This window comes from Prevotella sp. Sow4_E9_plate (assembly GCF_052116205.1).
In the GTDB taxonomy this organism is placed as follows: domain Bacteria; phylum Bacteroidota; class Bacteroidia; order Bacteroidales; family Bacteroidaceae; genus Prevotella.
Genome location: NZ_JBQKLN010000033.1, coordinates 16,113 through 37,803 on the forward strand (window position 1 = coordinate 16,113; position 21,691 = coordinate 37,803).

Below are 21,691 nucleotides of genomic sequence, written 5' to 3' on the forward strand. Positions count from 1 at the left end.
TTAATTCAAACTACCAAATTTTTTGAGGATTTTTTACTATTATTCCTCGTTTGCGCGCAACTGCTGTACGTAAATGGCGTGTTCCATCTTGAGACGCTTCAAAACAGATGGCTTGTCGTACTGCTGACGAGCACGCAACTCCTTAACAACACCTGTCTTTTCAAACTTTCTCTTAAACTTCTTGAGAGCTCTCTCGATGTTCTCACCGTCCTTAACTGGTACAATAATCATTTTTTTGCTTTTAATTTATAATGTTAAACTTATATTATTTCTTGCGTAATGGGCATGATGCCACAATTTGCGGGTGCAAAATTACATCTTATTTTTCAGATAACCAAGAATTTAGACGTTTTTTTTGTTTTAACGCCTTCATTTTATGGTTTTTGTGGCATTTTCCAGCCATTTTTTCTCCTCTTCATCAAGATAAGGAGCCAATTCTGCATACACCTTAGCATGATATTCATTGAGCCAAGCCAGCTCTTCCGGCATGAGCATTGTCAAATCAATTGGTGCTGTATCTATTGGACAAAGGGTTAGAGGTTCTATCTGTAAGAACTTACCGAATTCCGTTTTCATATAATCGGAAAGCAAGACTGTGTTTTCGATACGTACTCCAAACTTTCCCGCCAGATAGAGTCCTGGTTCATCCGTCAAAGTCATGCCGGCACGTAATGGAGTCGGCATATACTCCATTCGGATTTGGTGAGGTCCTTCATGCACGCTCAGATAGGATCCAACACCGTGACCTGTACCATGCAGGAAATTGAATCCTTCTCTCCACATGCACTCTCGTCCCAAAGCATCGAGTTGAGTACCGGAAGCGCCATCAGGGAATTTAGCCAATTCCAACTGTATATGAGCCTTCAGTACCAACGTATAGATGTGTTTCATTTCCTCGGTAATCGGCCCCAGAGCAATGGTACGGGTAATATCGGTAGTGCCATCCTGATATTGTGCACCAGAATCAAGGAGCAGCAATCCCTCCGGCTTCAAAGGAATATCAGTTTCCGGCGTTGCCTCATAATGAACGATAGCTCCATGAGCCTGATATCCAGCAATTGTGTCAAATGAGATATCACGGAACAATTTCTGTTCTGCACGCAAAGCAGTCAACTTCTTATCGATTGAGATTTCGGTTTCCCCTCCAGCCTCAACAGCCGGAAGCAGCCATTTGAGGAATTTCACCATCGCCACACCGTCTTTCAACATCGCACTACGATATCCGGCTATCTCGGCCTCATTCTTCACAGCCTTCATTGCCGGTATTGGGGAAGAAGCTTGAACTATCTCCTGACATCTTACTGCTTTCCAAAGATAATAGCTGGTTTCGTTACCATCCAGGAGAATATTATATTCAGAATAAGCCTTCAGCCCCTCTTCCACCTTATTATATTTATATATAGAGACACCGTTGGATTCCAGATATGCACGTATCTCGGAGCTGACTTTAGCTTCATCAACAAAAAGTGACACCTTGTCCGAAGCTATCAGGAGATAGCTGACAAACACAGGGACGCAATGCACGTCAGTACCACGCAGATTCAGAGTCCAGGCGATATCATCCAGGGCAGAAACCAACATGCCATCAGCATGCTGAGCTCTTAAAGCCTGTCTGATACGCTTAATCTTAGAAGAAACATCCTCACCAGCAAATTCCATTGGCTGAATTTCTACAGGTTTCAAAGGAATGGAAGGACGATCTTTCCAAATTTCCTCCAACGGATCAAAATTGGTACGAACCGTGATGCCACCTGCTTTACGCAAATCAGCAATCAATCCAGAAGTTGAGGAATAGGAATTAACCCATCCGTCCAAACCCACTTCTGGAGAGTCTACATCCTGCAGCTCCTTCCCCAGCCATTCTGCAATCGAAAGAGTTCCCGGAATTTTCAATTTCATCAACTGAAACTCAGTACCTTTCAACTGTTCCTCAGCAGCAAGAAAATAGCGGGAGTCTGTCCACAACGCAGCAGAATGCATGGTCACGACTGCTGTTCCTGCAGAACCATCAAAGCCTGATATCCAAGCCCTACCCATCCAATGGTCAGCAACATACTCACTTTGATGAGCATCAGTACTAGGAAAAATGAACGCAGCAAGATGCTCACGCTTCATAACCTCCCTTAAACTTTCCAATCTTTGATTAATCATATTCATCGGCACACATTTTATTATAATTATGCATTTCGTTTATTACTACCATTCCTCTCTGGAAAGAGAAGAAAATATAGTATTTTGCTAATTAGAGATTACAAAGATACGAATTTTAAGAATTAATCACAAATTTAAGCGGAAATAAATGCACGTTTTACATTACTTTTTAGTAATTTTGCGGTCGGAAAGCCAAAAGAGCGAGATTTACGGTCTTTTTATCTGATGACAATCCAGCAAAACAAAAGTTGCAACACATTGCAACTCAGTAAGCAAGAAATTTATAAACATCTTAAATAAAATATTGTAGTTATGGAATTTTTAACAAATGACAAGCTCGTTATCGTCGGTGCAGGCGGTATGATTGGTTCAAACATGGTTCAGAGCGCTTTGATGCTCGGTCTTACTCCTAATATTTGTCTCTACGACATCTTCGAGCCAGGTGTTCACGGTGTTTTCGATGAGATTCAGCAGTGCGCATTCCCTGGTGTTAACGTTACTTATACAGTAAATCCAGAGGAAGCTTTTACTGGCGCTAAGTACATCATCTCTTCTGGTGGTGCTCCTCGTAAGGAGGGTATGACTCGTGAGGACCTTCTCAAGGGTAACTGCAAGATCGCTGCTGAGTTCGGTGATAATATCAAGAAGTACTGCCCAGAGGTTGAGCATGTAGTTGTTATCTTCAACCCAGCTGACGTTACAGCTTTGACAGCTCTTATCCACTCTGGTTTGAAGCCAAATCAGTTGACTTCACTCGCAGCTCTCGACTCTACTCGTTTGCAGCAGGCTTTGGCTCTCGAGTTCGGTGTACAGCAGGATAAGGTTACTGGTGCTCACACTTATGGTGGTCACGGCGAGCAGATGGCAGTATTTGCTTCTCAGGTTAAGGTTGACGGCAAGCCATTGGCAGAGATGGGTCTTTCTGACGAGCGTTGGGAGGAGATCAAGCACCACACAGTACAGGGTGGTTCTAACATCATCAAGCTCCGTGGCCGTTCTTCATTCCAGAGCCCAGCTTACAACGCAGTTAAGATGATCGAGGCTGCTATGGGTGGTGAGAAGTTCACATTGCCAGCAGGTTGCTATGTAAACTGCGACAAGTGCGGTTTCAAGAACGTAATGATGGCTATGCCTACTACTATCGACAAGACTGGTGTTCACTTCACAGAGCCTACAGGTACTGAGGAAGAGCTCGCTAGCCTCCAGAAGTCTTACGAGCACCTTTGCAAGATGCGCGATGAGATCGTAGAGCTTGGCATCGTACCTCCAGTAGCTGAGTGGAAAGAGATGAACCCTAACTTGTAATTCTCCACTTCGGATTTTTAGAAGTTAACTCGATAAGGGCTGAATCGTGAAAATGCTTCATGATTCAGCCTTTTTTGATTTCCATTTTTCCTGCCTTCAGCAACTTTATCCGCAAATACGCCATAAAGTTACACTTTTCAGTAAATCAGGTTATACGACTTTGGCATTATTTTTGTAATTTTGCAAACAGAAATAACAAATAAAAAAGGATAATAGAAAATTATGGAATTGATAAAGACCAAATCATTCGGAGGCGAGCGCCCTCTCTTCGGTGCTCACGATGTGCGTTTAGAAGATATTACGATTACAGATGGCGAATCGGGCATCAAGTGCTGCCAAAACATAGAATGCCACCATTCCAAGTTTTATGGCAAATACCCTTGGTGGCATGTGGATGGTTCCCTCATCACAGACTGCTACTTCGCCCCAGAAAGCCGTTCGGCCATCTGGTATAGTGATAATATGGTGATGAAAGACTGCACCATCGATGGTCCTAAGTTCTTCCGCGAAATGAAGAATCTGGATTTGGAGAACGTCAACATCACGGATGCAGACGAGACTTTCTGGAAGGTAGATGGACTGAAACTGAAGAACGTAAAGCTCCACGACGGCACCTATCCATTCATGTTTTCCAAGAACATCTATGTAGATGGACTGGAGAGCGATTCCAAGTATGTATTCCAATACTGCAGGAATGTGGAGATTCACAACGCCAAGATTACAACCAAGGACAGTTTCTGGGAATGCGAGAATGTAACCGTCTATGATTCGGAACTGAATGGTGAGTATCTGGCCTGGCACAGCAAGAACATCAAGTTCGTACGTTGCGACATCAGCGGCGAGCAGCCTCTCTGCTACATGGACCATGTAACTCTGGAGGATTGCACCTTTGATAAGGAATGCGACCGTGCCTTCGAGGATTGCACCAACATCGATGCACAGATTAAGGGAAGTATCACCAATATCAAGAACCCCATCTCCGGAAGAATCGAGGCAGACGAAGTGGGAAGCGTAACATATACTGAGTTTGCCAAAGCGCCAAAGGGTGCATGTAAAATCACAGATAAATCGAAATAGTTTAAGAGGTAATTACAGAAATGACAACAATCAAGTAAATTACTTATGGTTCCCATAACTAATTATTCTTACACTTAACTGAAATCTCCGTTCATAGACACTGAACGGCCGTTCAAAAGCTTTGAATGTACGTTCAATGTCTTTGAACGGAGATTCAAAGTCTATGAACGAAGATTTCGATTAGGAGAAAAAGAGAATCATCCTATATAAATAAGAGATTTATCCTATATAGATAGAAGAAACAACATAGATAGAAAACAAATATGAAATACAATTTTGATGAAATCATCGAACGTCGTGGAACCAACTCATACAAATGGGATCTGGTGAAGGAAGACGGCGTTATTCCGATGTGGGTAGCAGATATGGACTTCCAGACTGCTCCCTGCATCATCGAAGCTCTGCAGAAGCGCGTAGCTCACGGCATCTTCGGCTATACCCTCGTACCTGATTCTTATTACGAGGCTATCATCAGCTGGTTCTCCCGCCGCCACCAGTGGAAGATAGAGAAAGACTGGATTCTCTATACTTCAGGCGTTGTACCAGCCATTTCTTGCTGTCTGAAAGCCATCTGCATGCCTGGCGAAAAGGTATTGGTACAGACACCTGTCTACAACTGCTTCTTCTCCTGCATTACAAACAGCGGCTGCGAAGTAGTAGAAAACGAACTGAAACGTGTGGGCAACTGCACTTATGAGATTGATTTCGAAGACTTCGAGCGCAAATGTGCCGACGAGAAGACCACAGCCTTCATCCTCTGCAATCCTCACAATCCAGCCGGAAGAGTGTGGAAGAAAGAGGAACTTGAGCGAATAAACGACATCTGTCTCAGGCACGGTGTAAAGGTCATCGCAGATGAAATTCATTGCGAACTCATCATGCCTGGCTATCAGTATACTCCATTTGCCAGCATCAGCGAGGCTTGCCGTGACAACTGCGTAGTATTGAATTCTCCATCAAAGTCATTCAATATTGCAGGACTTCAGATAGCCAACATTATCAGTCCGGATGCAACATTGCGCCGCCGCATCAACCGTGCCATCAACATCAACGAGGTTTGTGACGTAAACCCATTCGGCGTTATCGCTCTCCAGGCAGCTTACAATGAGGGAGAAGAATGGTTGGATGAATTGAACCAATATCTCTACGAGAACTATCAGGCAGTAAAGGAATTCTTCAATACCGAATTGCCACAAGTTCGCGTTACCCGCCTTGAAGGCACCTACCTGGTATGGCTCGATATCCTGCCATTCGAACTGTCAAGCGACGAGGCTTATGAGAAGCTGATGAATGATGGCAAGGTATTCGTCAACAGCGGTACGATGTATGGCAGGAAGGCAGGCCAGGGCTACCTGCGCCTCAACATCGCCTGTCCTCGCAAGACCCTGATGCAGGGTTTGATTCGCATCGCACGAGTTCTAAGCCAGTATATGGATGAAGAGGATTTGAGCGGATGCCCTGCATAAAAAAGAGCGGATGCCCTGCATAAAAGAGCGAAGAAAGAGAAAAGAATACTAAATACAATGTTTAAAACAAGATAATATGGAAAATGAAGTTTTGAAAGCCATCAAGGAGAGAAGAAGCATTCGTCGCTTCAAGGCAGACCAGATTACCGACGAAGAGTTGAAGACTGTATTGGAGGCCGGCACATGGGCAGCAACAGGTCATGGAACCCAGGAGCCATTCATCATAGCAGTTCAGAATCCTGAGATTTGCGCACAGCTTCGCAAGATGAACGCAGACATCATGGGTGTAGAGAGTGATCCATACTACGGAGCGCCAACCATCGTCATCGTCCTGGCTCCAGAAAGTAATGTGAACGGAGTAAAAGACGGCAGCCTCATCTTGGGCAATATGATGCTTGCAGCCCACTCTATCAGCCTTGCATCTTGCTGGATTAACCGTGAAGACGGCATGTTTGCATCAGAAGAAGGCAAGAAGTTGATGAAGGATTGGAATCTTCCTGAAGGTTTGATGGGAGTAGGAGCTCTGGCTTTAGGTTACGCATCTGCTCATCCTCATACCGTTAAGCCTCGCAAGGAGGATTACTACCGCATCATCAAATAAAAAAAAGCAAAAAGAACAATGCAAGCATGGAAGGAAACAAATAGAATTCTATGCCAAACATCAAAAAAAAGGTCTCATGATTTCAAAAACCATGAGACCTTTTATTTATATATAAGATTCTATATATTATATAATGTAACTAAAGTTTCCCACCCCAAAATAATGGGGTAAAAATAACTGTTTCTCAATAAAAAGTTGTATCTTTGTAATCGCTAAAGAAAAAAAACAACGATTTAAAGAGTAACTGTTATGGATGCAAAATTAAGACTCATGGGATGAATCATGTGGAATAGGGAATGCTGATAAAGCCGGAAATCATGTCTTATATTGCCAAATTGTCCATTGGGGCGATATGGCGAAAGTAGTATTCCAGTCAGCCAGCGTCCACTTCCAAATCTTCAGTTTTGCGCCTATCAGTGACTGCACCCCGCATTTCAGGCTTGCATTGAATGCGAATGTCGGATCACCTTTTGCCGGCACCGTGATGGAAGCATCGGCATCAAGTCCTAACCGCGGGCCGACAGCGATTTCCGGACCGGCGAAACCGTAGATCATCGCATCGCAAGAGACATAGAAGCCTATGCCTGTTCTCAAGTTCACGTTGCCCTTGATGACATCCATGGAAAACTTGTTCTCTATCTGCCTGTATTCACCATAGGCCTTCCATGAGCCCTCATAGAGGACACCGGCCTTGAGTTTATTCTCAAACCTATACGACAGGCCGGTGCTGAGGCTGCCTGTCAGCGTACCGTCAACCTTGAAAATGACACCAGGACTGAAAGTGATGCTCACGGGGACAATGCCAGCCATGAAGACCGCGGTATAGCCGGGAAAACTTATCAGCCGCTGGGTGAACTTGTCTTTTGGCAATGTAAGGCTCTTGCCAACATTCAAGTTCATTTCGGGCTTGAAAGCGAGTCCGCCATAGACACCGGCATCAAATTTCTTTAACGTTATGCCTTTCTTAAACGAGAAGCCGGTCTTTAATTGCAGCTTGGCGTTGACCTTTGCCTTAACGGGAACTTTCAGTCCGATGCTCGCATCCGCTTTTGAATCCAACTTGATGTTTGCTTTCAGCGTGACATCCTTATTGACAATAGCCCAGTCGATGTCAGACTTGTCCAGATCCTCTGCCGTTGCATAAGCATAGCCGTCCGTCCCGGAGGCCCGGGTGAACTGGCTGCGTGCAAGTGCCATGTCTTCCGTCACCTGCACGTCCTCTCCAGCGCCACCATTGTCGGTATAGAGGATAACTGCCGGATGGATGGTGTCTCCCTCCATATATCGGGCGGACATGTCTTCAACAGCATTGGTGCCACCGGCGCGCGTCCAGGCTTTTGCGGCTTGATGGTTGACATGGATTTTTGTATCGAAATTTATCTCCGCATCCTCCGGCAGTACGTCTGCCAACGAAGCGCTCTTGTCAACAGTGAGCACATAGCGGCCGTTATCCAGCATTTCAGATGTGACGCGCCGGATGTAAGGAAGGCTGTTCACTTTTTGCCATACCGCCATTGGTCTGCCAGAGAAGCGGGTGATGCCCATCTTGTCGGCCAATGCCTTGCTGACAGCAATCCGTGTGGTGTCGGCATTTAGGATAATGACATCATTGGATGCCGTGAAGTGGTGGTAGGTCAGTGAGATAGCGGATGAGTCAGCCGTCTCAGCCCCGCTGCCTCCCGGGGATGCTGCGTCGTCTGAGCAACCTGTTACAAAGAAGGCAGGGATTATCAGCATGATAGCTAGCCAATGAAAGCAATTGGCTTGCCTTAGTGCCGGAATAAGTTTGAATAAGGTCTTGTTCATCATGCCAGTGTTAAATTATTTTATCTTGAAGTTAAACGTCTTGCCATATTCGCGAAGAATGGACAGACGGAGCGTCTTTTCAGAAAGGTCGTAGAGGGCTGACCATTGGGTCTGCGACGTGAGTTCCTCGGTCGGAGGCTGTGAGACGGCCTGAAGCAGCGGCATGGCATCGGCCGCTTTCAGTACATAGTTGTTGGCACGCAGGGTGTTTCTCAGTGTATCATAACGCACCTTGCCGTGTTTTGATCCCCAGCCGTCGGTAGTGCCAACCATCGTCGGCGAGACATAGAAATTGGTGACACAGCGCAGGGTGTCGTTCCCTTTCAGCACCTCCATTACTCTCGGTGTGGTCTCGCCTTTGGAACGGGTATATTCCACAATGGCATAGTCGCCAGTGGCATCGGCCATGAAGTAGTGGTAGTTGCCGCGTCCGCTGCCGCGCATGTCCATATCGTAACTGCCCAGGAGCTGTATGGCCTCATTCACGGTTGAGGCCTTGTCGAGCAACATTCTTATAGCTGTCGTCGTACCAATGCGCGGCTTGCCTGTCTGCTGGTTGGTCTGGTTCTCGTTAAGTGACAGCACACCGATGGCAAAGCCGTCCTCATTGATGCCGTCGAGGGCGGCATAAGGCAGTCCCATCAAGAGTGAGAGATCAGTTGTTCCATCGGTATAGAACCCCTTGCCATAGCCTAAGTTCATGCCATCGACCATCGAAATGGACCGCTTCCCGCCAGCCGGTGCCGTATGCACTAAGATGGCCGCTATTGACTTGTAGCTCTTTCCGTCGGCAGTGGAATGACGGTAGTCGTAGTTGCGTCCCATCATGAAGTTGCCGCTTTGACGCTCAGGTGCAGCGAAGGCGCTACAGCCTGTGCCAAGAGAGACCTTTGCCTGACTTTTAGGAATACTGTCATAGAGCAGGTAGGCGATGTAGCTGAAGAGCTGGTTGGTTTGTGTGTAACCGGCCTTCAGTACGTCATCCAGTCTGTAATCGGCCGTATAGTCGATTTCGTACAGTCGGCCGGTCCCGTCAACATCCCTCATGGCATGCAGCATTGCCAATTTGCCGTCGTCTTTGATGAAGGCTGCTGGATTGTGTGTGATGACGGTCGGAGCATCGTTGTCATCATTGCCGCACGAAGTTGTAAGGATTGCAATAATCACGCACGCTACTGACAACAAGTTGCGTGTGAGAACAGTGTTGGAGCATCTTTTCTTTAGCATTTGTTTCTTTGTCATATTTGTCATATTTGTGATATTTGTTAATATTCGCACCGGTTGGTGTCGGCAAAGATACGAAATGTTTAAGACATACGAAAGTCCAATCCTCTGTGGAACAGAGATTTTTGTGCGTAGAACAAAAACTTGCTGTTAGCGCAATAGCTAAGTTTGCTGATAGAGCAAAAATTGTGGATAGCGCAACTTTGGCCTCAGCCATTTGCGATAGCCCTCTTTCGCCATTTGGACGGCGGACAGCCTTCTTTCGTCGTGAATATCTTCGTGAAATAGCTCAGCGAAAGAAACCCCGATGCCTCGGATATAGCGGCGACCGTCAGTTCCGGATGCTGCGCCAACTGTTGTTTGGCGTAGGCAATGCGGAGTTCGGCAATCCATTCGCGGAATGACACGTGATAAACCATCTTGATGTATGATGAGAGGTAGGTGCGGTTGGTTACGAGTGTGGCTGCCAGTTCCTCAATGGTCAGCCCTTGACGGGTATAGCCGTCGGCAGTAATCCACTTGTCCAACCGCTCCTTGATGGTGGCGTGATAAGTTGGAAGGAGCGCATCATCATGTTCATTGCAGTTAAGCGTTTGGCTTGTTTCCTCCATCATCTCTTTCTCTAAAATACTTTCCACCTGTTCGTAAAAAAGCAGATAGTTCAGATAGGAGCAGTAAAGATAAATGTAGAAAGGAATGCTCGACAAAATCCAAAGGAAAACGAAGCGGTCGGGGAGGAAAGTGAGCAGTCCGCAGCCAACGCCATATATCAGCGCCCACCATGTGAAGATGGACATCCAGTGGATGTAGGCGCCGATGTCCTCTGAGTGCATGTCGTCGAACAGTCGCACGGCACGGCGGTATGTGAGGATGATGTTGCGTGAAAGACAGATGCCGTAGGCAATAAGCCAAAGTGCCATGAGTGCAATTGCGGCATGTTGCATTGTTCCCTTTGACACGCCCAACAACAGCACAATGGAGAGAAGAACGTAGGCCAGCCATCCAGCGATATGCATAAGGAACCGCCTCACTGTAAAGTAATGGGGCTTGAGCAGTACCATGAAGGCGCAGTTGAAGAGCCAGTAAGTAAGGTAATAGGTGGAGAGATTCATCATGATGGCTGCCTCTTTCCAAAGAAACCGGGGAGCCACAAATAAATGCACCGAATAATTGGCTGACAGTGCCAGCAGCGCTCCGGCCATGAGGCGACGCGACATGAGATAATTGCTGAAGATGCGCTTGTCGGGTGTCTTTGCCAAAAGAAAATAGAAAGCAAAGAACAGCATCAGCACAAGAGCTATGCCGAGGGAATTGTCGTATAATGTGTAATTTGGAGAAATCATGATGTTGCGATAAATGTTGTTTGTCAATATCTGTATGGCGGAGTCAATTAGCAAGTGCAAATTTATGATTTATGCCTTAATTCCGCAACTAAGCGTGTAATTTGTTATTAACAAAAGTTTCCCTCCCAAAAATAATGGGGTGAAAATAACAGTTTCTCGATAAAAAGTTGTATCTTTGTAATCGCTAAAGAACAAAAACAACGATTTAAAGAGTAACTGTTGTGGATGCAAAATTAAGCAATTTTTCTGAGTTATCAAACATATTAAGTATTAAAAGTTCATAGCGAACCAATTTAATGGCACTTTTTACCCGTTTTGCCAAACAGCGTAATGCCGAGAACCCAAACGCCATCCGCTTTAACGAGTCTACGGAATCGAAACTGAAGGTTGCCGTTGACATGATAAAGAGAGCTTGGAGTCATAAGTGCCTGCGAGCCAAGTATGTTCTTTGTGACAGCTGGTTTACTTGTGAATATCTCATCGCCGAAGTTAGAAAGCTTGGCAAAGGAGCCTTGCATCTTGTAGGATTGGCGAAAATGGAAAAGAAGTGGCATAAAAAACTTTTTAGGTAACCGTTAAAATGCCCTGTTTATAGGGATTGATGGAACATTAAGGACTCAAAAATGCCCTATAAACTGGGATGGGAAACCTTAGTAATGTAATCCTTTTATACATTATAATTTAACCTTTGCCAAAACCTTACCGGTGGCACCCGAAAGACTCGCTACGAAGGCTCCAGCCTTATCACCAGCCTGCTTCAGGAAAGCCGCATCGTTCATCATGGAACTCATCAAGCCCTCGAAGTCCTCATAGGTATTGATTTCAAAACCGCCACCCGACTTCAGCAAGCCCTGAGCCTCCTGAAACTTCTTGTTGTTTGGACCAAAGATAACCGGCATATTCCATACAGCAGCTTCCAGAGTATTATGAATACCCACACCGAAACCACCGCCGATATAAGCCACATCACCATAATTATACATGCTGCTCAGCAATCCGAAGCAATCGATAATCAGCACATCAGCCTTGGCTGCCTCCTCAGGGGTAGTCTGCGTATAGCGTACCACCTTCTTATCCTTCAAGAGAGAAAGAATCAGCTTCAGATGCTCCTCGGCAATCACATGAGGAGCAATCAGCAGTCGCCAATCCTTATGCTCATTGAAGAAACGGATAAAGATTTCCTCATCTGGAGGCCATGAACTACCAGCCACAAAGACCTTGTAGTCTGGATGAGATGCTTTCTCAGAAGACGCAGCAGAATCAGAACCAGCCACCCCACTTCTGAAAGCTTCGCAGATAGGCAAGTGCTTTGCCGCCTGCTTAATCTGGAGCACACGGTCGAAACGGGTATCTCCTACCACATCCACATCAGTGATTCCGATGCTTTCAAGCAATCGCTTGCTTTCCTCATTCTGAACAAAGAAACGGGTAAAGCACTTCAACACACCAGCATAACTCCTGCCATACCACTTGAAGAACACCTGATCCTCACGGAAAATACTGCTCACACTATAGGTAGGAATATTGCGATGCTTCAGGATATGAAGAAAATTAGACCAGAACTCATACTTGATGAAGAAAGCCATCACAGGACGTACAAGGCGGAGGAAACGAATGGCATTCAGACGGGTATCTACTGGCATATAACAGATGATGTCTGCACCCTCATAGTTCTTGCGCACCTCATAACCTGAAGGAGAATAGAAGGTAAGCAAAATCTTATACTGCGGATATTCCTTGCGGATGCGTTCCATCAAAGGACGTCCCTGTTCAAACTCGCCGAGCGAAGCCGCATGAAACCAAATGTACTTAGCTGTAGGATCCACCTTCTGCTTCAATATCTTGAAAGCCTCACGTTCGCCACGCCACATCTTGCGCACCTTTTCATTAAACAAGCTAGCTATGGCTATGCCCCAAAGGACGAAATAGATTACGATATTATAGATCATGATATTTCTTTATATTGGTTACTATCTATAAATACGTGAACTCTCTGAGGAAAATGCCGCCACATGTGCAGAACATATTTCCCCAGAGAGATATTTATATCTGTGAATTAACCCAAAACTTCGATAGCCTTGCGAAGACGACGCAATGTCTCCTCCTTACCGAGGAAGGCAGAGATGTCGAACATTCCAGGGCCCTTACCCTCACCCACAAGAGTCAGGCGGAAGGCGTTCATCACATCACCGAGCTTATAGCCCTTGTCCTCTACCCATTTCATCACGATAGGCTCCTGACCCTCGATTGAGAAATCCTCTATACCCTCGAGTACCTCAGCGAGTTCGGTCATCTGCTGTGCAGAATACTCCTTCCAGCGCTTCTTGGCTGTCTTTGCATCATACTCTGTAGGAGGAATGAAGAAGAATGAGCACAATGGCCACAACTCATAGACGAAGTTCACACGGTCCTTCATCATGTGTACCACCTGCTTTACGCGGTCCAGAGTCTCCTCTACACCATTGTTTGCCACAATAGGTGCAAAGAGATTGGCAATCTCATCGTCACTCTTCATGAGGATATACTCATGGTTGAACCAGATGCCCTTCTTGAAGTCAAACTTGGCACCAGCCTTAGAGCAACGGGAGATATCGAATGCCTTCACCAACTCATCGAGAGAGAAGATTTCCTGCTCTGTACCAGGATTCCAGCCTAGGAGCGCCAGGAAGTTGACTACAGCCTCTGGGAAGTAGCCACTCTCACGATAACCAGAAGAAACCTCACCCGTCTTAGGGTCATGCCACTCCAATGGGAATACAGGGAAACCAAGTCGATCGCCATCACGCTTAGAGAGCTTACCCTTACCCTCTGGCTTGAGGAGCAAAGGCAGGTGGGCGAAGCGAGGCATAGTATCCTCCCAACCGAAAGCCTGATAAAGGAGAACGTGCAATGGAGCACTAGGCAACCACTCCTCACCACGAATCACGTGAGAGATTTCCATCAAGTGGTCGTCCACGATATTTGCCAGGTGATAAGTAGGCAATTCATCAGCACTCTTATAAAGCACCTTGTCATCCAGGATATCGCTCATCACCTTCACATCGCCACGAATCATATCGTTCACGTGAATCTCCTGACCCGGTTCAATCTTGAAGCGTACAGTATATTGCTTACCATCAGCGACGAGCTGATCTACCTCCTCCTTGGAAAGGGTAAGAGAGTTGCGCATCTGCATACGGGTATGAGCATCATACTGGAAGTTCTGAATCTCGGCACGCTTTGCCTCCAACTCCTCTGGAGTATCAAAAGCGATGTAAGCCTTGCCGTTGTCCAGGAGCTGCTGCACATACTTCTTATAGATGTCGCGACGCTCACTCTGGCGATAAGGACCATGCTCACCACCGAAGCTCACACCCTCGTCAAACTGGATGCCGAGCCATTTGAAAGATTCCAGGATATACTCCTCAGCTCCAGGAACGAAACGATGAGAGTCAGTATCCTCAATACGGAACACAAGCTCACCACCATGCTGGCGAGCAAACAAATAATTATAGAGGGCGGTACGAACACCACCAATGTGCAATGCACCTGTAGGACTTGGGGCGAAACGCACCCTTACTTTTCTATCTGTCATGTCTTATTTTATAGCTTATTTCAAATTTTTCTGCAAATTTACATCTTTTTTTGCGATTATAATAGTTTTTTTTCGTATTTTCGCACTGTAAATAGAATAATTAGACGAAAATGAGCATATTCAACAACCCAGAACACAATTATTGGCGTAATTTTGCCACAAAAGCAGTTCTTATCTGCGTAACCGTTGCCATCATTGTTTGGTTCTTGCCACACAATGAAGGAAGACAGTATCGGTATGATGTAGGAAAGCCTTGGATGTACGGTTCCGTCATCGCAAAATTTGATTTTCCTATTTACAAGACAGATGAATCTATCAAGCATGAGCAAGACTCTTTGCTGAAACAGTTTCTGCCTTATTATACCGTCAATCCTAATACGGAAAATGTACAGGTGCACCGGTTCCGACACGACTTCAGCCAGGGCATTCCCGGACTGCCTAAAGAGTATGTTGAGCTCATAGCCCAGCAGCTGCACAAAATCTATCAAACCGGAATCATCAATACCCCGGAATACAACCGTATCTATAAAGACTCCACGAGCATGATTCGCATCATCAGCGGAAAGAATGTCCGTAGCGTCCCTATCGGCAGTTTCTATTCTACCATTGCTGCCTACGAGCGAATATTCTTCGACGAAAGGATAGCCGCCCAGCGCCAGATTCTGTCACGCTGCAACCTTAATAATTATATCGAGGCAAACCTCATTTACGACAAAGAACGAAGTGAAACCGAGAAGAATGATATGCTCAGCAGTATTCCGCTCGCCAGTGGCATGGTGATGAGCGGTCAGAAAATCATAGACCGTGGTGAAGTGATTACCGACAACACCTACCGTGTGCTTTGTTCTTTTGACAAAGAGATGAAGCGCCGAAGTTCTACAGCAGACGAAATCACGACAACCATCATCGGTCAGATTCTTTTCGTCTTCATCCTGGTCATCATGTTCACCAGCTACCTCAGCCTGTTCCGGAAAGACTATTTCGACAAGCCCCGCAGCATCACCATGCTCTATGCGATGATAACGCTGTTCCCTATTTTTGTTTCACTCATCATGAGTCATAACTTCTTCAGCGTTTATATCATCCCATTTGCCATGACACCAATATTCGTGCGCGTCTTCATGGATTCGCGTACGGCATTCATCACCCATGTCACGATGATACTTATCTGTGCGGCAGCCGTAAAATACCAGTACGAGTTTATCATCGTACAGTTGGCTTCCGGTCTGGTTGCCATCTATACGTTACGCGAACTTTCCAAGCGTTCTCAAATATTCATCACAGCCTTGCTGGTTGCCCTTGCCAGTGGCGTGGTATACTTTGCACTTCAGCTGATGCAGGATAATCAGGTGTTCAATATCGATCGCAATATGTACACCTATTTTACCATCAACGGTATTTTCCTCCTGTTGTCTTACCCGCTGATGTATATCATCGAAAAGATGTTCGGATTCACCTCCAACGTGACGCTCTTCGAGTTGTCAAACACCAACAAGGGACTGCTCCGCAATCTGAGTGAGATAGCACCGGGTACCTTCCAGCATTCCATCACCGTAGGTAACCTGGCTGCAGAAATCGCCAACCGCATCGAGGCAAACAGTCTGCTGGTACGTACAGGAGCCCTCTATCACGATATCGGAAAAATGACCAACCCGGTTTTCTTTACCGAAAATCAGGCTGGCGTAAATCCACACGACCAGCTGAGTGACCTGGAAAGTGCACAAATCATCATCAATCACGTATACGAAGGCTTGAAGATGGCAGAGAAGGTTGGCTTACCGGGCATCATCAAAGACTTCATTACTACGCATCATGGCATGGGAATCACCAAATTTTTCTATGTCAACTATTGCAATGCCCATCCTACAGAGGTGGTTGATAAATCCCTGTTCCAGTATCCGGGTCCTAACCCTTTCACCCGTGAACAGGCGATATTGATGATGGCAGATACTGTAGAAGCTGCCTCCCGTTCAATGCATGAATATACCGAGGAAAGCATCAGCAACCTGGTGAACAAGTTGATTGATGGTCAGGTAGCTGATGGTTTCTTCAAGGAATGTCCGATTACATTCCGCGATATAGCTCTTGCCAAACAGGTTCTTATCGAACGTTTGAAGGCAATTTACCACACTCGCATCTCCTATCCTCATTTAAATGGAGATGCCAAGAGTGCAACAACAGCCAAGGCATAGAAAACGCCATGTAAGGCAATCCCCCAAAACGGCAACAATGAGCCTATTATTTTGCACACAAATTAACTTCTGTGCAGATTAATGGGCTTTTTGCGTTAATATACTTTAAATAAACACGCCAAACGACAGTAAAATAGAACATTCTTGTTACCTTTGCGGACGTTTTTGTTTAAAATAATTAAAATGAAGAAACTAAAATTAGTTAGTCTTGCCATTGCGATGGCTTCAGCAGCCCCTTCTTTTGCAGGTGGTTTGCTCACTAACACCAATCAACATGTAGCATTCAACAGAATGATGAGCCGTGAGGCTTCTATTGGTATCGACGGTGTTTATTACAATCCAGCAGGAGTTGTATTCATGGGTGAAGGAAAGCATCTTGCCATCAACTGGCAGTTGGCTTACCAGACACGTAGCATTGAGAATGATTATGCATTGTTCACAAACAATGTGAACAATCCTATTACTCCTCGTACATTCAAGGGCAAAGCTTTTGCACCTGTTATCCCTTCTTTCCAGTATGCTTATAATAAAGGTAGATGGTCTCTCCAGGCTGGCTTCGCCCTCACCGGTGGTGGCGGTAAGTGTACTTTTGATAATGGATTGGGCTCTTTCGAGAAAATCGTAGCTGAGACTGCAATGGCTGCTTGCGGTTTGGCAAGAACTGTTGACAACGTATTGGGCAATACACTTGGACAGCCAGGAATGCAAATGTTTACAACCGACCAAGCTTTCGGTCAGAAAGGCGAATATAGTTACAATAGCTATATGCATGGACGTCAGTACTATTACGGTCTCTCTGTAGGTGCTGCATACAAATTCAGCGACAATTTCAGCGCATTTGCAGGCGTACGTGGTGTCTATGCTTCAACAAACTACTATGGATATGTTGAAAACATCAAGGTAGGCAACATGCCTCTGTACAAGGTTCTCGACCCTAACAAGGAAAATGCAGCCAACATTGAATTGAGCTGTGACCAGAGCGGCATCGGCTTTACTCCTATCATCGGTGTAGACTTCAAGACAGGCAAGTGGAACTTCTCTGCAAAATATGAGTTCAAGACTCGCATACGTTTGAAGAACAAGGCTGTAAATCAGGCTCCTAGTATCAGTGCTCTCCCAGACAACTTGTCCAGACAGATGGTTGAAACATTGACTCAGGTGTTCACAAATAAGGGGATGACTCCAGAGAATGCTCAAGCTGTAGCAGCAAATACTACTCAAGCTGTTTTGACTAACGATGATGTAGTAAAGACAATGGCTGGCTTGAAGACCGAGTTCGACGCCAAGCTCGAAGAGGCTATCGGCGAATACGAAGATGGCAAGAAGATTGCTGGTGATATGCCTGCTTATCTGGCACTCGGTGTTGGCTACAGTCCAGTAAATACAGTAAGAGTAAACGTAGGTTTCCACTGGTTCGATGACAAGCACGCTACATCTTACAACAACCGACAGGAGAAGTTAAAGCGTGGTACATTGGAGTACAACGCAGGTGTCGAGGTAGACGTAAACAAGAAGATTACCTTGAGTACTGGCTGGCAGAATACCAACTATGGTTTGCCTGATGAGAACCTTGACACCCCAACTTCAAAAAGATACATGGACGACAAATCGTTCGTTGTCAGCTCCAACTCTGCTGCCATCGGTGGTGTCTACCACATCAATAAGAAGATGGATTTGAACGTGGCTTATTTCCATACCTTCTATCAGCACAAGAAGACTTCAGAGAATGTCCAGCTCACAGCCCAGAAGAACTTCAGCTACAACTCTGACTATACTCGTAACAACAATGTGTTTGCAGTTGGGCTCGACATCAATTTCTAAAAAGAATTCACTTTCTTTTCATAAGAAAACACATAACTACAATTATAAAGGCTATCCCGCAGCAGGCAGGATAGCCTTTTCAATTATAGCGGATCTACATCATAGTAGATTTGCAAAGCTCCATATCTCGGATCTTTCAGCATCATGTTCTGGGCATACTTCAAGTATTCCCTTACCTTCATCTGGTCGATTCCATTCTCCAACTTGATGACTAACTTGCGGATATTCATGGTCTTTACCCTTGCTACGGCTGGCTTATCCGGACCTAGCACACGCTCACCAAACCATCCTCTTAAGGTTTTGCCCAGTTCAAAACTAGCCTGCTGACATATCTTTTCATGCTTATGTTTCAGGAACACGTTGATAAGATGAAAAAAAGGCGGATAATGAAACATCTTTCTCTCTTCCAGGATTCCCTTGAACAATCCCTCGTAATCATTATGCACCACCTGTCCGATAACTGGCAAGGTAGGATTCTTGGTTTGCAGGATTACCAGTCCCCGCTTTCCCTTTCTTCCTGCTCTTCCACTCACCTGTGCCATCATCATAAAAGCATGCTCATAAGCACGGAAATCAGGATAGCTGAGCATCGAATCAGCATTCAGGATACCCACCACACTCACTTTATCGAAATCCAAGCCCTTCGAAATCATCTGCGTACCTATCAGAAGGTTCGTCTTTCCCGAAGAGAAATCGGATATCAGTCGCTCATAGGCATTTCGGGTACGGGTTGTATCTAAGTCCATTCGGGCGATACGGGCTTCGGGGAAGATTTCTGCTATCTGGTCTTCGATGCGTTCCGTTCCTATTCCCCTGCCCATCAACTCGGTACTTCCACAGTTCGGACATTCCGTTGGTACAGGATAGGTATAGCCGCAATAATGACAGGTCAGGAGATTGATACTCTTATGCAACGTAAGCGATACGTCACAGTTCTTGCATTTTGGTACCCATCCGCACACCTTGCATTCTATCATCGGAGCAAATCCTCTTCGGTTTTGGAAGAGGATGGCTTGCTCTCCATTCTTCAATGCCTGTCTTACTGCCGCCAGAAGTTGAGGAGAATAAGCTCCTGTCATCATCTTGCGATGGCGCAGATCTTTCACATCCACCACTTGTATCTCTGGCAGTTGGATGTCCTTATATCTTGTTTTCAGTTCTACCAGTCCGTATTTCCCCTGCTGCGCATTATAATAACTCTCCATGGAAGGAGTAGCTGTTCCCAGCAGAACCTTGGCGTCAGCATACATATTAGCCAGCATGATGGCTGCACTGCGGGCATGATAGCGTGGAGCCGGATCCTGCTGCTTGAAGGATGTCTCGTGCTCTTCATCTATGATGACAAGTCCCAGCCTTTGGAAAGGCAGGAAGACGGCACTTCTCGCTCCCAATATCACGTCATAAGGCTTGCCAGACAACTGCTTTTGCCAGATTTCCACACGCTCAGCATCACTGTATTTCGAGTGATAGATACCCAGACGGTCACCGAAGACCTTGTGCAACCGCTCCATAATCTGTACGGTTAGGGCGATTTCCGGCAACAGATAAAGCACCTGTTTGTGCTCTTCGATGGCTTTTCTGATGAGATGGATATAGATTTCCGTCTTTCCACTGGAAGTAACACCATGCAGAAGTACCACGTTTTTCTTCATCATCTGCATCAGTATCTGATTATAGGCATCCTGCTGCGCCATGGATAAGGGTTTGATCAAATCCAGATGCGCCTCACCCGAAGTATTCAATCTGCCCACTTCCAACTCGTAAGTAAAGAGAATGCCACGGTCGATAAGCGCCTTCACGACAGCCGCCGTACAGTGGGCTTCGTTCATCAGCTCTTCCTTCGTTACCTTCCTGATACCTTCCCGTGGAGTATCTCCCTCCAGACTATCCCAATGAGAAAGGGTGAGGAAGGTGGTAAGAGCCTTCGACTGCTTCAACGCACGCTGCACCATATTGAGAGCCACATGCAGCGCCTGCTCATTCCGGAATCCACTTGCCAGTTCCACATAGAGTTCCATCTTGGGCTTGAATTTCTCGGTAGATTTCATTCCCGAAGGCATGGCAGCATTATATACATCTCCCAGTGAAGACATATAGTAACTGCTGATCCATTGCCAGAGCCGGTATTGCTGCGGCAGAAGAGAAGGACATTCATCCAGCACCGCATCTATCGGCTTGCAGTCGAAGTTAGGCTTCTCCGAATGAACATCCGCAACCATGGCAATATACTTCTTGCTTTTGCCTAATGGCACCAGCACTCGCATACCGGGCACGACCTTTTCTTCCATCCCTGCAGGGATAGAATAAGTAAAGGTTCCGTCGAGCGGAAGGGGTAATATCACATCTACGTATCTCATATCTTTATCTTCTGAAACGATGGGATGCTCCACTTAGGAGCATTCGTTTTGCAAAGTTAGCAAAAAAAAAGCAGATATCCATCATTGGATACCTGCTTTTAAATATTTTAATAGGTATAGACCTCTTCCTGTCTTTGGTTAGAACCAGTAACCCAAGGCAATCTGCCAGGAATTGTTGTGGCTCTTGTCCTTACCGGCATTAGCAGCTGCATCAAGTGCTTTAGAAAGACTGGCATCAGCAGACTTGCCGCAAGCGATGTTGTAGTTTGCAGAAACCTGAAGATGATTCAACAAGGTTACACCGGCACCTACGTTTACACTGAAGTTAGACTTCTTCAAAGAATAGCTGCTTGATTTATTCCACTTGAAGTTTTTGTCACCAACGTTGATGCCCCACTGTGGACCAGCAAAGAGGAAAATATTAGCCAAACTGCTCAAGCCGAATCCGTAACGCACGTTCACAGGAATGTTGATGGACTGCTGCTTCACGTTAACCTTACCAAGTTCACCTTCAGTACCGGTATACTTGACATCAGCTTCTTTCTGGTCGTACAAAGCTGCAGCATCGAAACTCAATCCAACGATAGGCACAGTAACCTTCACCATTGGACCAACAAAGAAGCCTGTCTTGTTGGAAGCATCGAAAACTTCCTCGCTAAAAGACATGCTTGTCACATTCAAACCACCCTTCAAACCGAACTTGATCTGGGCATTTGCATTTGCGGCAAACAGCATGGCTGCCACCAGGAATACAATTGATAAAACTTTTTTCAT

16 protein-coding genes are annotated in these 21,691 nt (G+C 45.8%); 7 read left to right on the forward strand and 9 right to left on the reverse strand.

The genetic code is table 11. The features are described from left to right. Positions 1–39: 39 nt before the first annotated feature. Both rpsU and ACTQ53_RS12180 read right to left on the reverse strand, forming a co-directional pair. Entirely contained in the window at positions 40–231 is a 192-nt protein-coding gene (rpsU, locus tag ACTQ53_RS12175) for a 30S ribosomal protein S21 (protein WP_006848852.1), read from the reverse strand. 138 nt (positions 232–369) lie between these two features. Beyond that, positions 370–2,157 (reverse strand): aminopeptidase P family protein, encoded by a 1,788-nt coding sequence (locus ACTQ53_RS12180; RefSeq protein WP_295348176.1) that lies wholly within the window; start codon positions 2,155–2,157, stop codon positions 370–372. Positions 2,158–2,463: 306 nt separating this feature from the next. On the opposite strand from ACTQ53_RS12180, the gene ACTQ53_RS12185 reads away from it, so the two are divergent. From ACTQ53_RS12185 to ACTQ53_RS12200, 4 genes are all read left to right on the forward strand, one after another. Then, the gene (locus tag ACTQ53_RS12185) at positions 2,464–3,456 is read left to right on the forward strand and encodes a malate dehydrogenase (RefSeq protein WP_270531200.1); all 993 of its coding nucleotides are present in this window, start codon (positions 2,464–2,466) and stop codon (positions 3,454–3,456) included. Positions 3,457–3,678: 222 nt separating this feature from the next. After that, a complete protein-coding gene (locus ACTQ53_RS12190; protein WP_441933167.1) occupies positions 3,679–4,533 on the forward strand; it encodes a DUF3737 family protein in 855 nt (284 codons plus the stop codon). Positions 4,534–4,796: 263 nt separating this feature from the next. Beyond that, positions 4,797–5,999 (forward strand): MalY/PatB family protein, encoded by a 1,203-nt coding sequence (locus ACTQ53_RS12195; protein WP_295348181.1) that lies wholly within the window; start codon positions 4,797–4,799, stop codon positions 5,997–5,999. A gap of 76 nt (positions 6,000–6,075) precedes the next feature. After that, the gene (locus tag ACTQ53_RS12200) at positions 6,076–6,600 is read left to right on the forward strand and encodes a nitroreductase family protein (protein ID WP_441933170.1); all 525 of its coding nucleotides are present in this window, start codon (positions 6,076–6,078) and stop codon (positions 6,598–6,600) included. A 315-nt stretch (positions 6,601–6,915) separates the two neighbouring features. Here ACTQ53_RS12200 and ACTQ53_RS12205 read toward each other — a convergent pair whose 3' ends face one another. From ACTQ53_RS12205 to ACTQ53_RS12215, 3 genes are all read right to left on the reverse strand, one after another. Further along, the gene (locus tag ACTQ53_RS12205) at positions 6,916–8,409 is read right to left on the reverse strand and encodes a hypothetical protein (RefSeq protein ID WP_441933172.1); all 1,494 of its coding nucleotides are present in this window, start codon (positions 8,407–8,409) and stop codon (positions 6,916–6,918) included. A 12-nt stretch (positions 8,410–8,421) separates the two neighbouring features. Then, the gene (locus tag ACTQ53_RS12210) at positions 8,422–9,648 is read right to left on the reverse strand and encodes a carcinine hydrolase/isopenicillin-N N-acyltransferase family protein (RefSeq protein ID WP_441933174.1); all 1,227 of its coding nucleotides are present in this window, start codon (positions 9,646–9,648) and stop codon (positions 8,422–8,424) included. Between the two features lie 191 nt (positions 9,649–9,839). Next, positions 9,840–10,550, reverse strand: coding sequence for a helix-turn-helix domain-containing protein (locus tag ACTQ53_RS12215; protein WP_441933176.1), 711 nt, complete (start codon positions 10,548–10,550; stop codon positions 9,840–9,842). Between the two features lie 719 nt (positions 10,551–11,269). Here ACTQ53_RS12215 and ACTQ53_RS12220 point away from each other — a divergent pair. Next, positions 11,270–11,545 (forward strand): hypothetical protein, encoded by a 276-nt coding sequence (locus ACTQ53_RS12220; RefSeq protein ID WP_294969659.1) that lies wholly within the window; start codon positions 11,270–11,272, stop codon positions 11,543–11,545. 102 nt (positions 11,546–11,647) lie between these two features. On the opposite strand, the gene ACTQ53_RS12225 is transcribed toward ACTQ53_RS12220, so the two are convergent. Both ACTQ53_RS12225 and gltX read right to left on the reverse strand, forming a co-directional pair. After that, positions 11,648–12,919 (reverse strand): 3-deoxy-D-manno-octulosonic acid transferase, encoded by a 1,272-nt coding sequence (locus ACTQ53_RS12225; protein ID WP_441933193.1) that lies wholly within the window; start codon positions 12,917–12,919, stop codon positions 11,648–11,650. A gap of 110 nt (positions 12,920–13,029) precedes the next feature. Next, on the reverse strand, positions 13,030–14,547 hold the full coding sequence (gltX, locus tag ACTQ53_RS12230; protein ID WP_441933178.1) for a glutamate--tRNA ligase: 1,518 nt from the start codon (positions 14,545–14,547) through the stop codon (positions 13,030–13,032). Positions 14,548–14,657: 110 nt separating this feature from the next. On the opposite strand from gltX, the gene ACTQ53_RS12235 reads away from it, so the two are divergent. Both ACTQ53_RS12235 and ACTQ53_RS12240 read left to right on the forward strand, forming a co-directional pair. After that, positions 14,658–16,739, forward strand: coding sequence for an HDIG domain-containing metalloprotein (locus tag ACTQ53_RS12235; protein WP_295348192.1), 2,082 nt, complete (start codon positions 14,658–14,660; stop codon positions 16,737–16,739). A gap of 183 nt (positions 16,740–16,922) precedes the next feature. Next, positions 16,923–18,560: a hypothetical protein gene (locus ACTQ53_RS12240; protein WP_294969653.1), complete on the forward strand. Its 1,638-nt coding sequence runs from the start codon at positions 16,923–16,925 to the stop codon at positions 18,558–18,560. 83 nt (positions 18,561–18,643) lie between these two features. On the opposite strand, the gene priA is transcribed toward ACTQ53_RS12240, so the two are convergent. Further along, on the reverse strand, positions 18,644–20,917 hold the full coding sequence (gene priA, locus ACTQ53_RS12245; protein ID WP_441933181.1) for a replication restart helicase PriA: 2,274 nt from the start codon (positions 20,915–20,917) through the stop codon (positions 18,644–18,646). A 138-nt stretch (positions 20,918–21,055) separates the two neighbouring features. Next, positions 21,056–21,691, reverse strand: coding sequence for a porin family protein (locus ACTQ53_RS12250; protein ID WP_441933183.1), 636 nt, complete (start codon positions 21,689–21,691; stop codon positions 21,056–21,058).

Coding starts and splice junctions, on each gene's coding strand:
- rpsU (WP_006848852.1), bottom strand. CDS start 231: ATGATTATTGTACCAGTTAAGGACGGTGAGAACATCGAGAGAGCTCTC.
- ACTQ53_RS12180 (WP_295348176.1), bottom strand. CDS start 2,157: ATGAATATGATTAATCAAAGATTGGAAAGTTTAAGGGAGGTTATGAAG.
- ACTQ53_RS12185 (WP_270531200.1), top strand. CDS start 2,464: ATGGAATTTTTAACAAATGACAAGCTCGTTATCGTCGGTGCAGGCGGT.
- ACTQ53_RS12190 (WP_441933167.1), top strand. CDS start 3,679: ATGGAATTGATAAAGACCAAATCATTCGGAGGCGAGCGCCCTCTCTTC.
- ACTQ53_RS12195 (WP_295348181.1), top strand. CDS start 4,797: ATGAAATACAATTTTGATGAAATCATCGAACGTCGTGGAACCAACTCA.
- ACTQ53_RS12200 (WP_441933170.1), top strand. CDS start 6,076: ATGGAAAATGAAGTTTTGAAAGCCATCAAGGAGAGAAGAAGCATTCGT.
- ACTQ53_RS12205 (WP_441933172.1), bottom strand. CDS start 8,409: ATGATGAACAAGACCTTATTCAAACTTATTCCGGCACTAAGGCAAGCC.
- ACTQ53_RS12210 (WP_441933174.1), bottom strand. CDS start 9,648: ATGACAAAGAAACAAATGCTAAAGAAAAGATGCTCCAACACTGTTCTC.
- ACTQ53_RS12215 (WP_441933176.1), bottom strand. CDS start 10,550: ATGGCACTTTGGCTTATTGCCTACGGCATCTGTCTTTCACGCAACATC.
- ACTQ53_RS12220 (WP_294969659.1), top strand. CDS start 11,270: ATGGCACTTTTTACCCGTTTTGCCAAACAGCGTAATGCCGAGAACCCA.
- gltX (WP_441933178.1), bottom strand. CDS start 14,547: ATGACAGATAGAAAAGTAAGGGTGCGTTTCGCCCCAAGTCCTACAGGT.
- ACTQ53_RS12235 (WP_295348192.1), top strand. CDS start 14,658: ATGAGCATATTCAACAACCCAGAACACAATTATTGGCGTAATTTTGCC.
- ACTQ53_RS12240 (WP_294969653.1), top strand. CDS start 16,923: ATGAAGAAACTAAAATTAGTTAGTCTTGCCATTGCGATGGCTTCAGCA.
- priA (WP_441933181.1), bottom strand. CDS start 20,917: ATGAGATACGTAGATGTGATATTACCCCTTCCGCTCGACGGAACCTTT.
- ACTQ53_RS12250 (WP_441933183.1), bottom strand. CDS start 21,691: ATGAAAAAAGTTTTATCAATTGTATTCCTGGTGGCAGCCATGCTGTTT.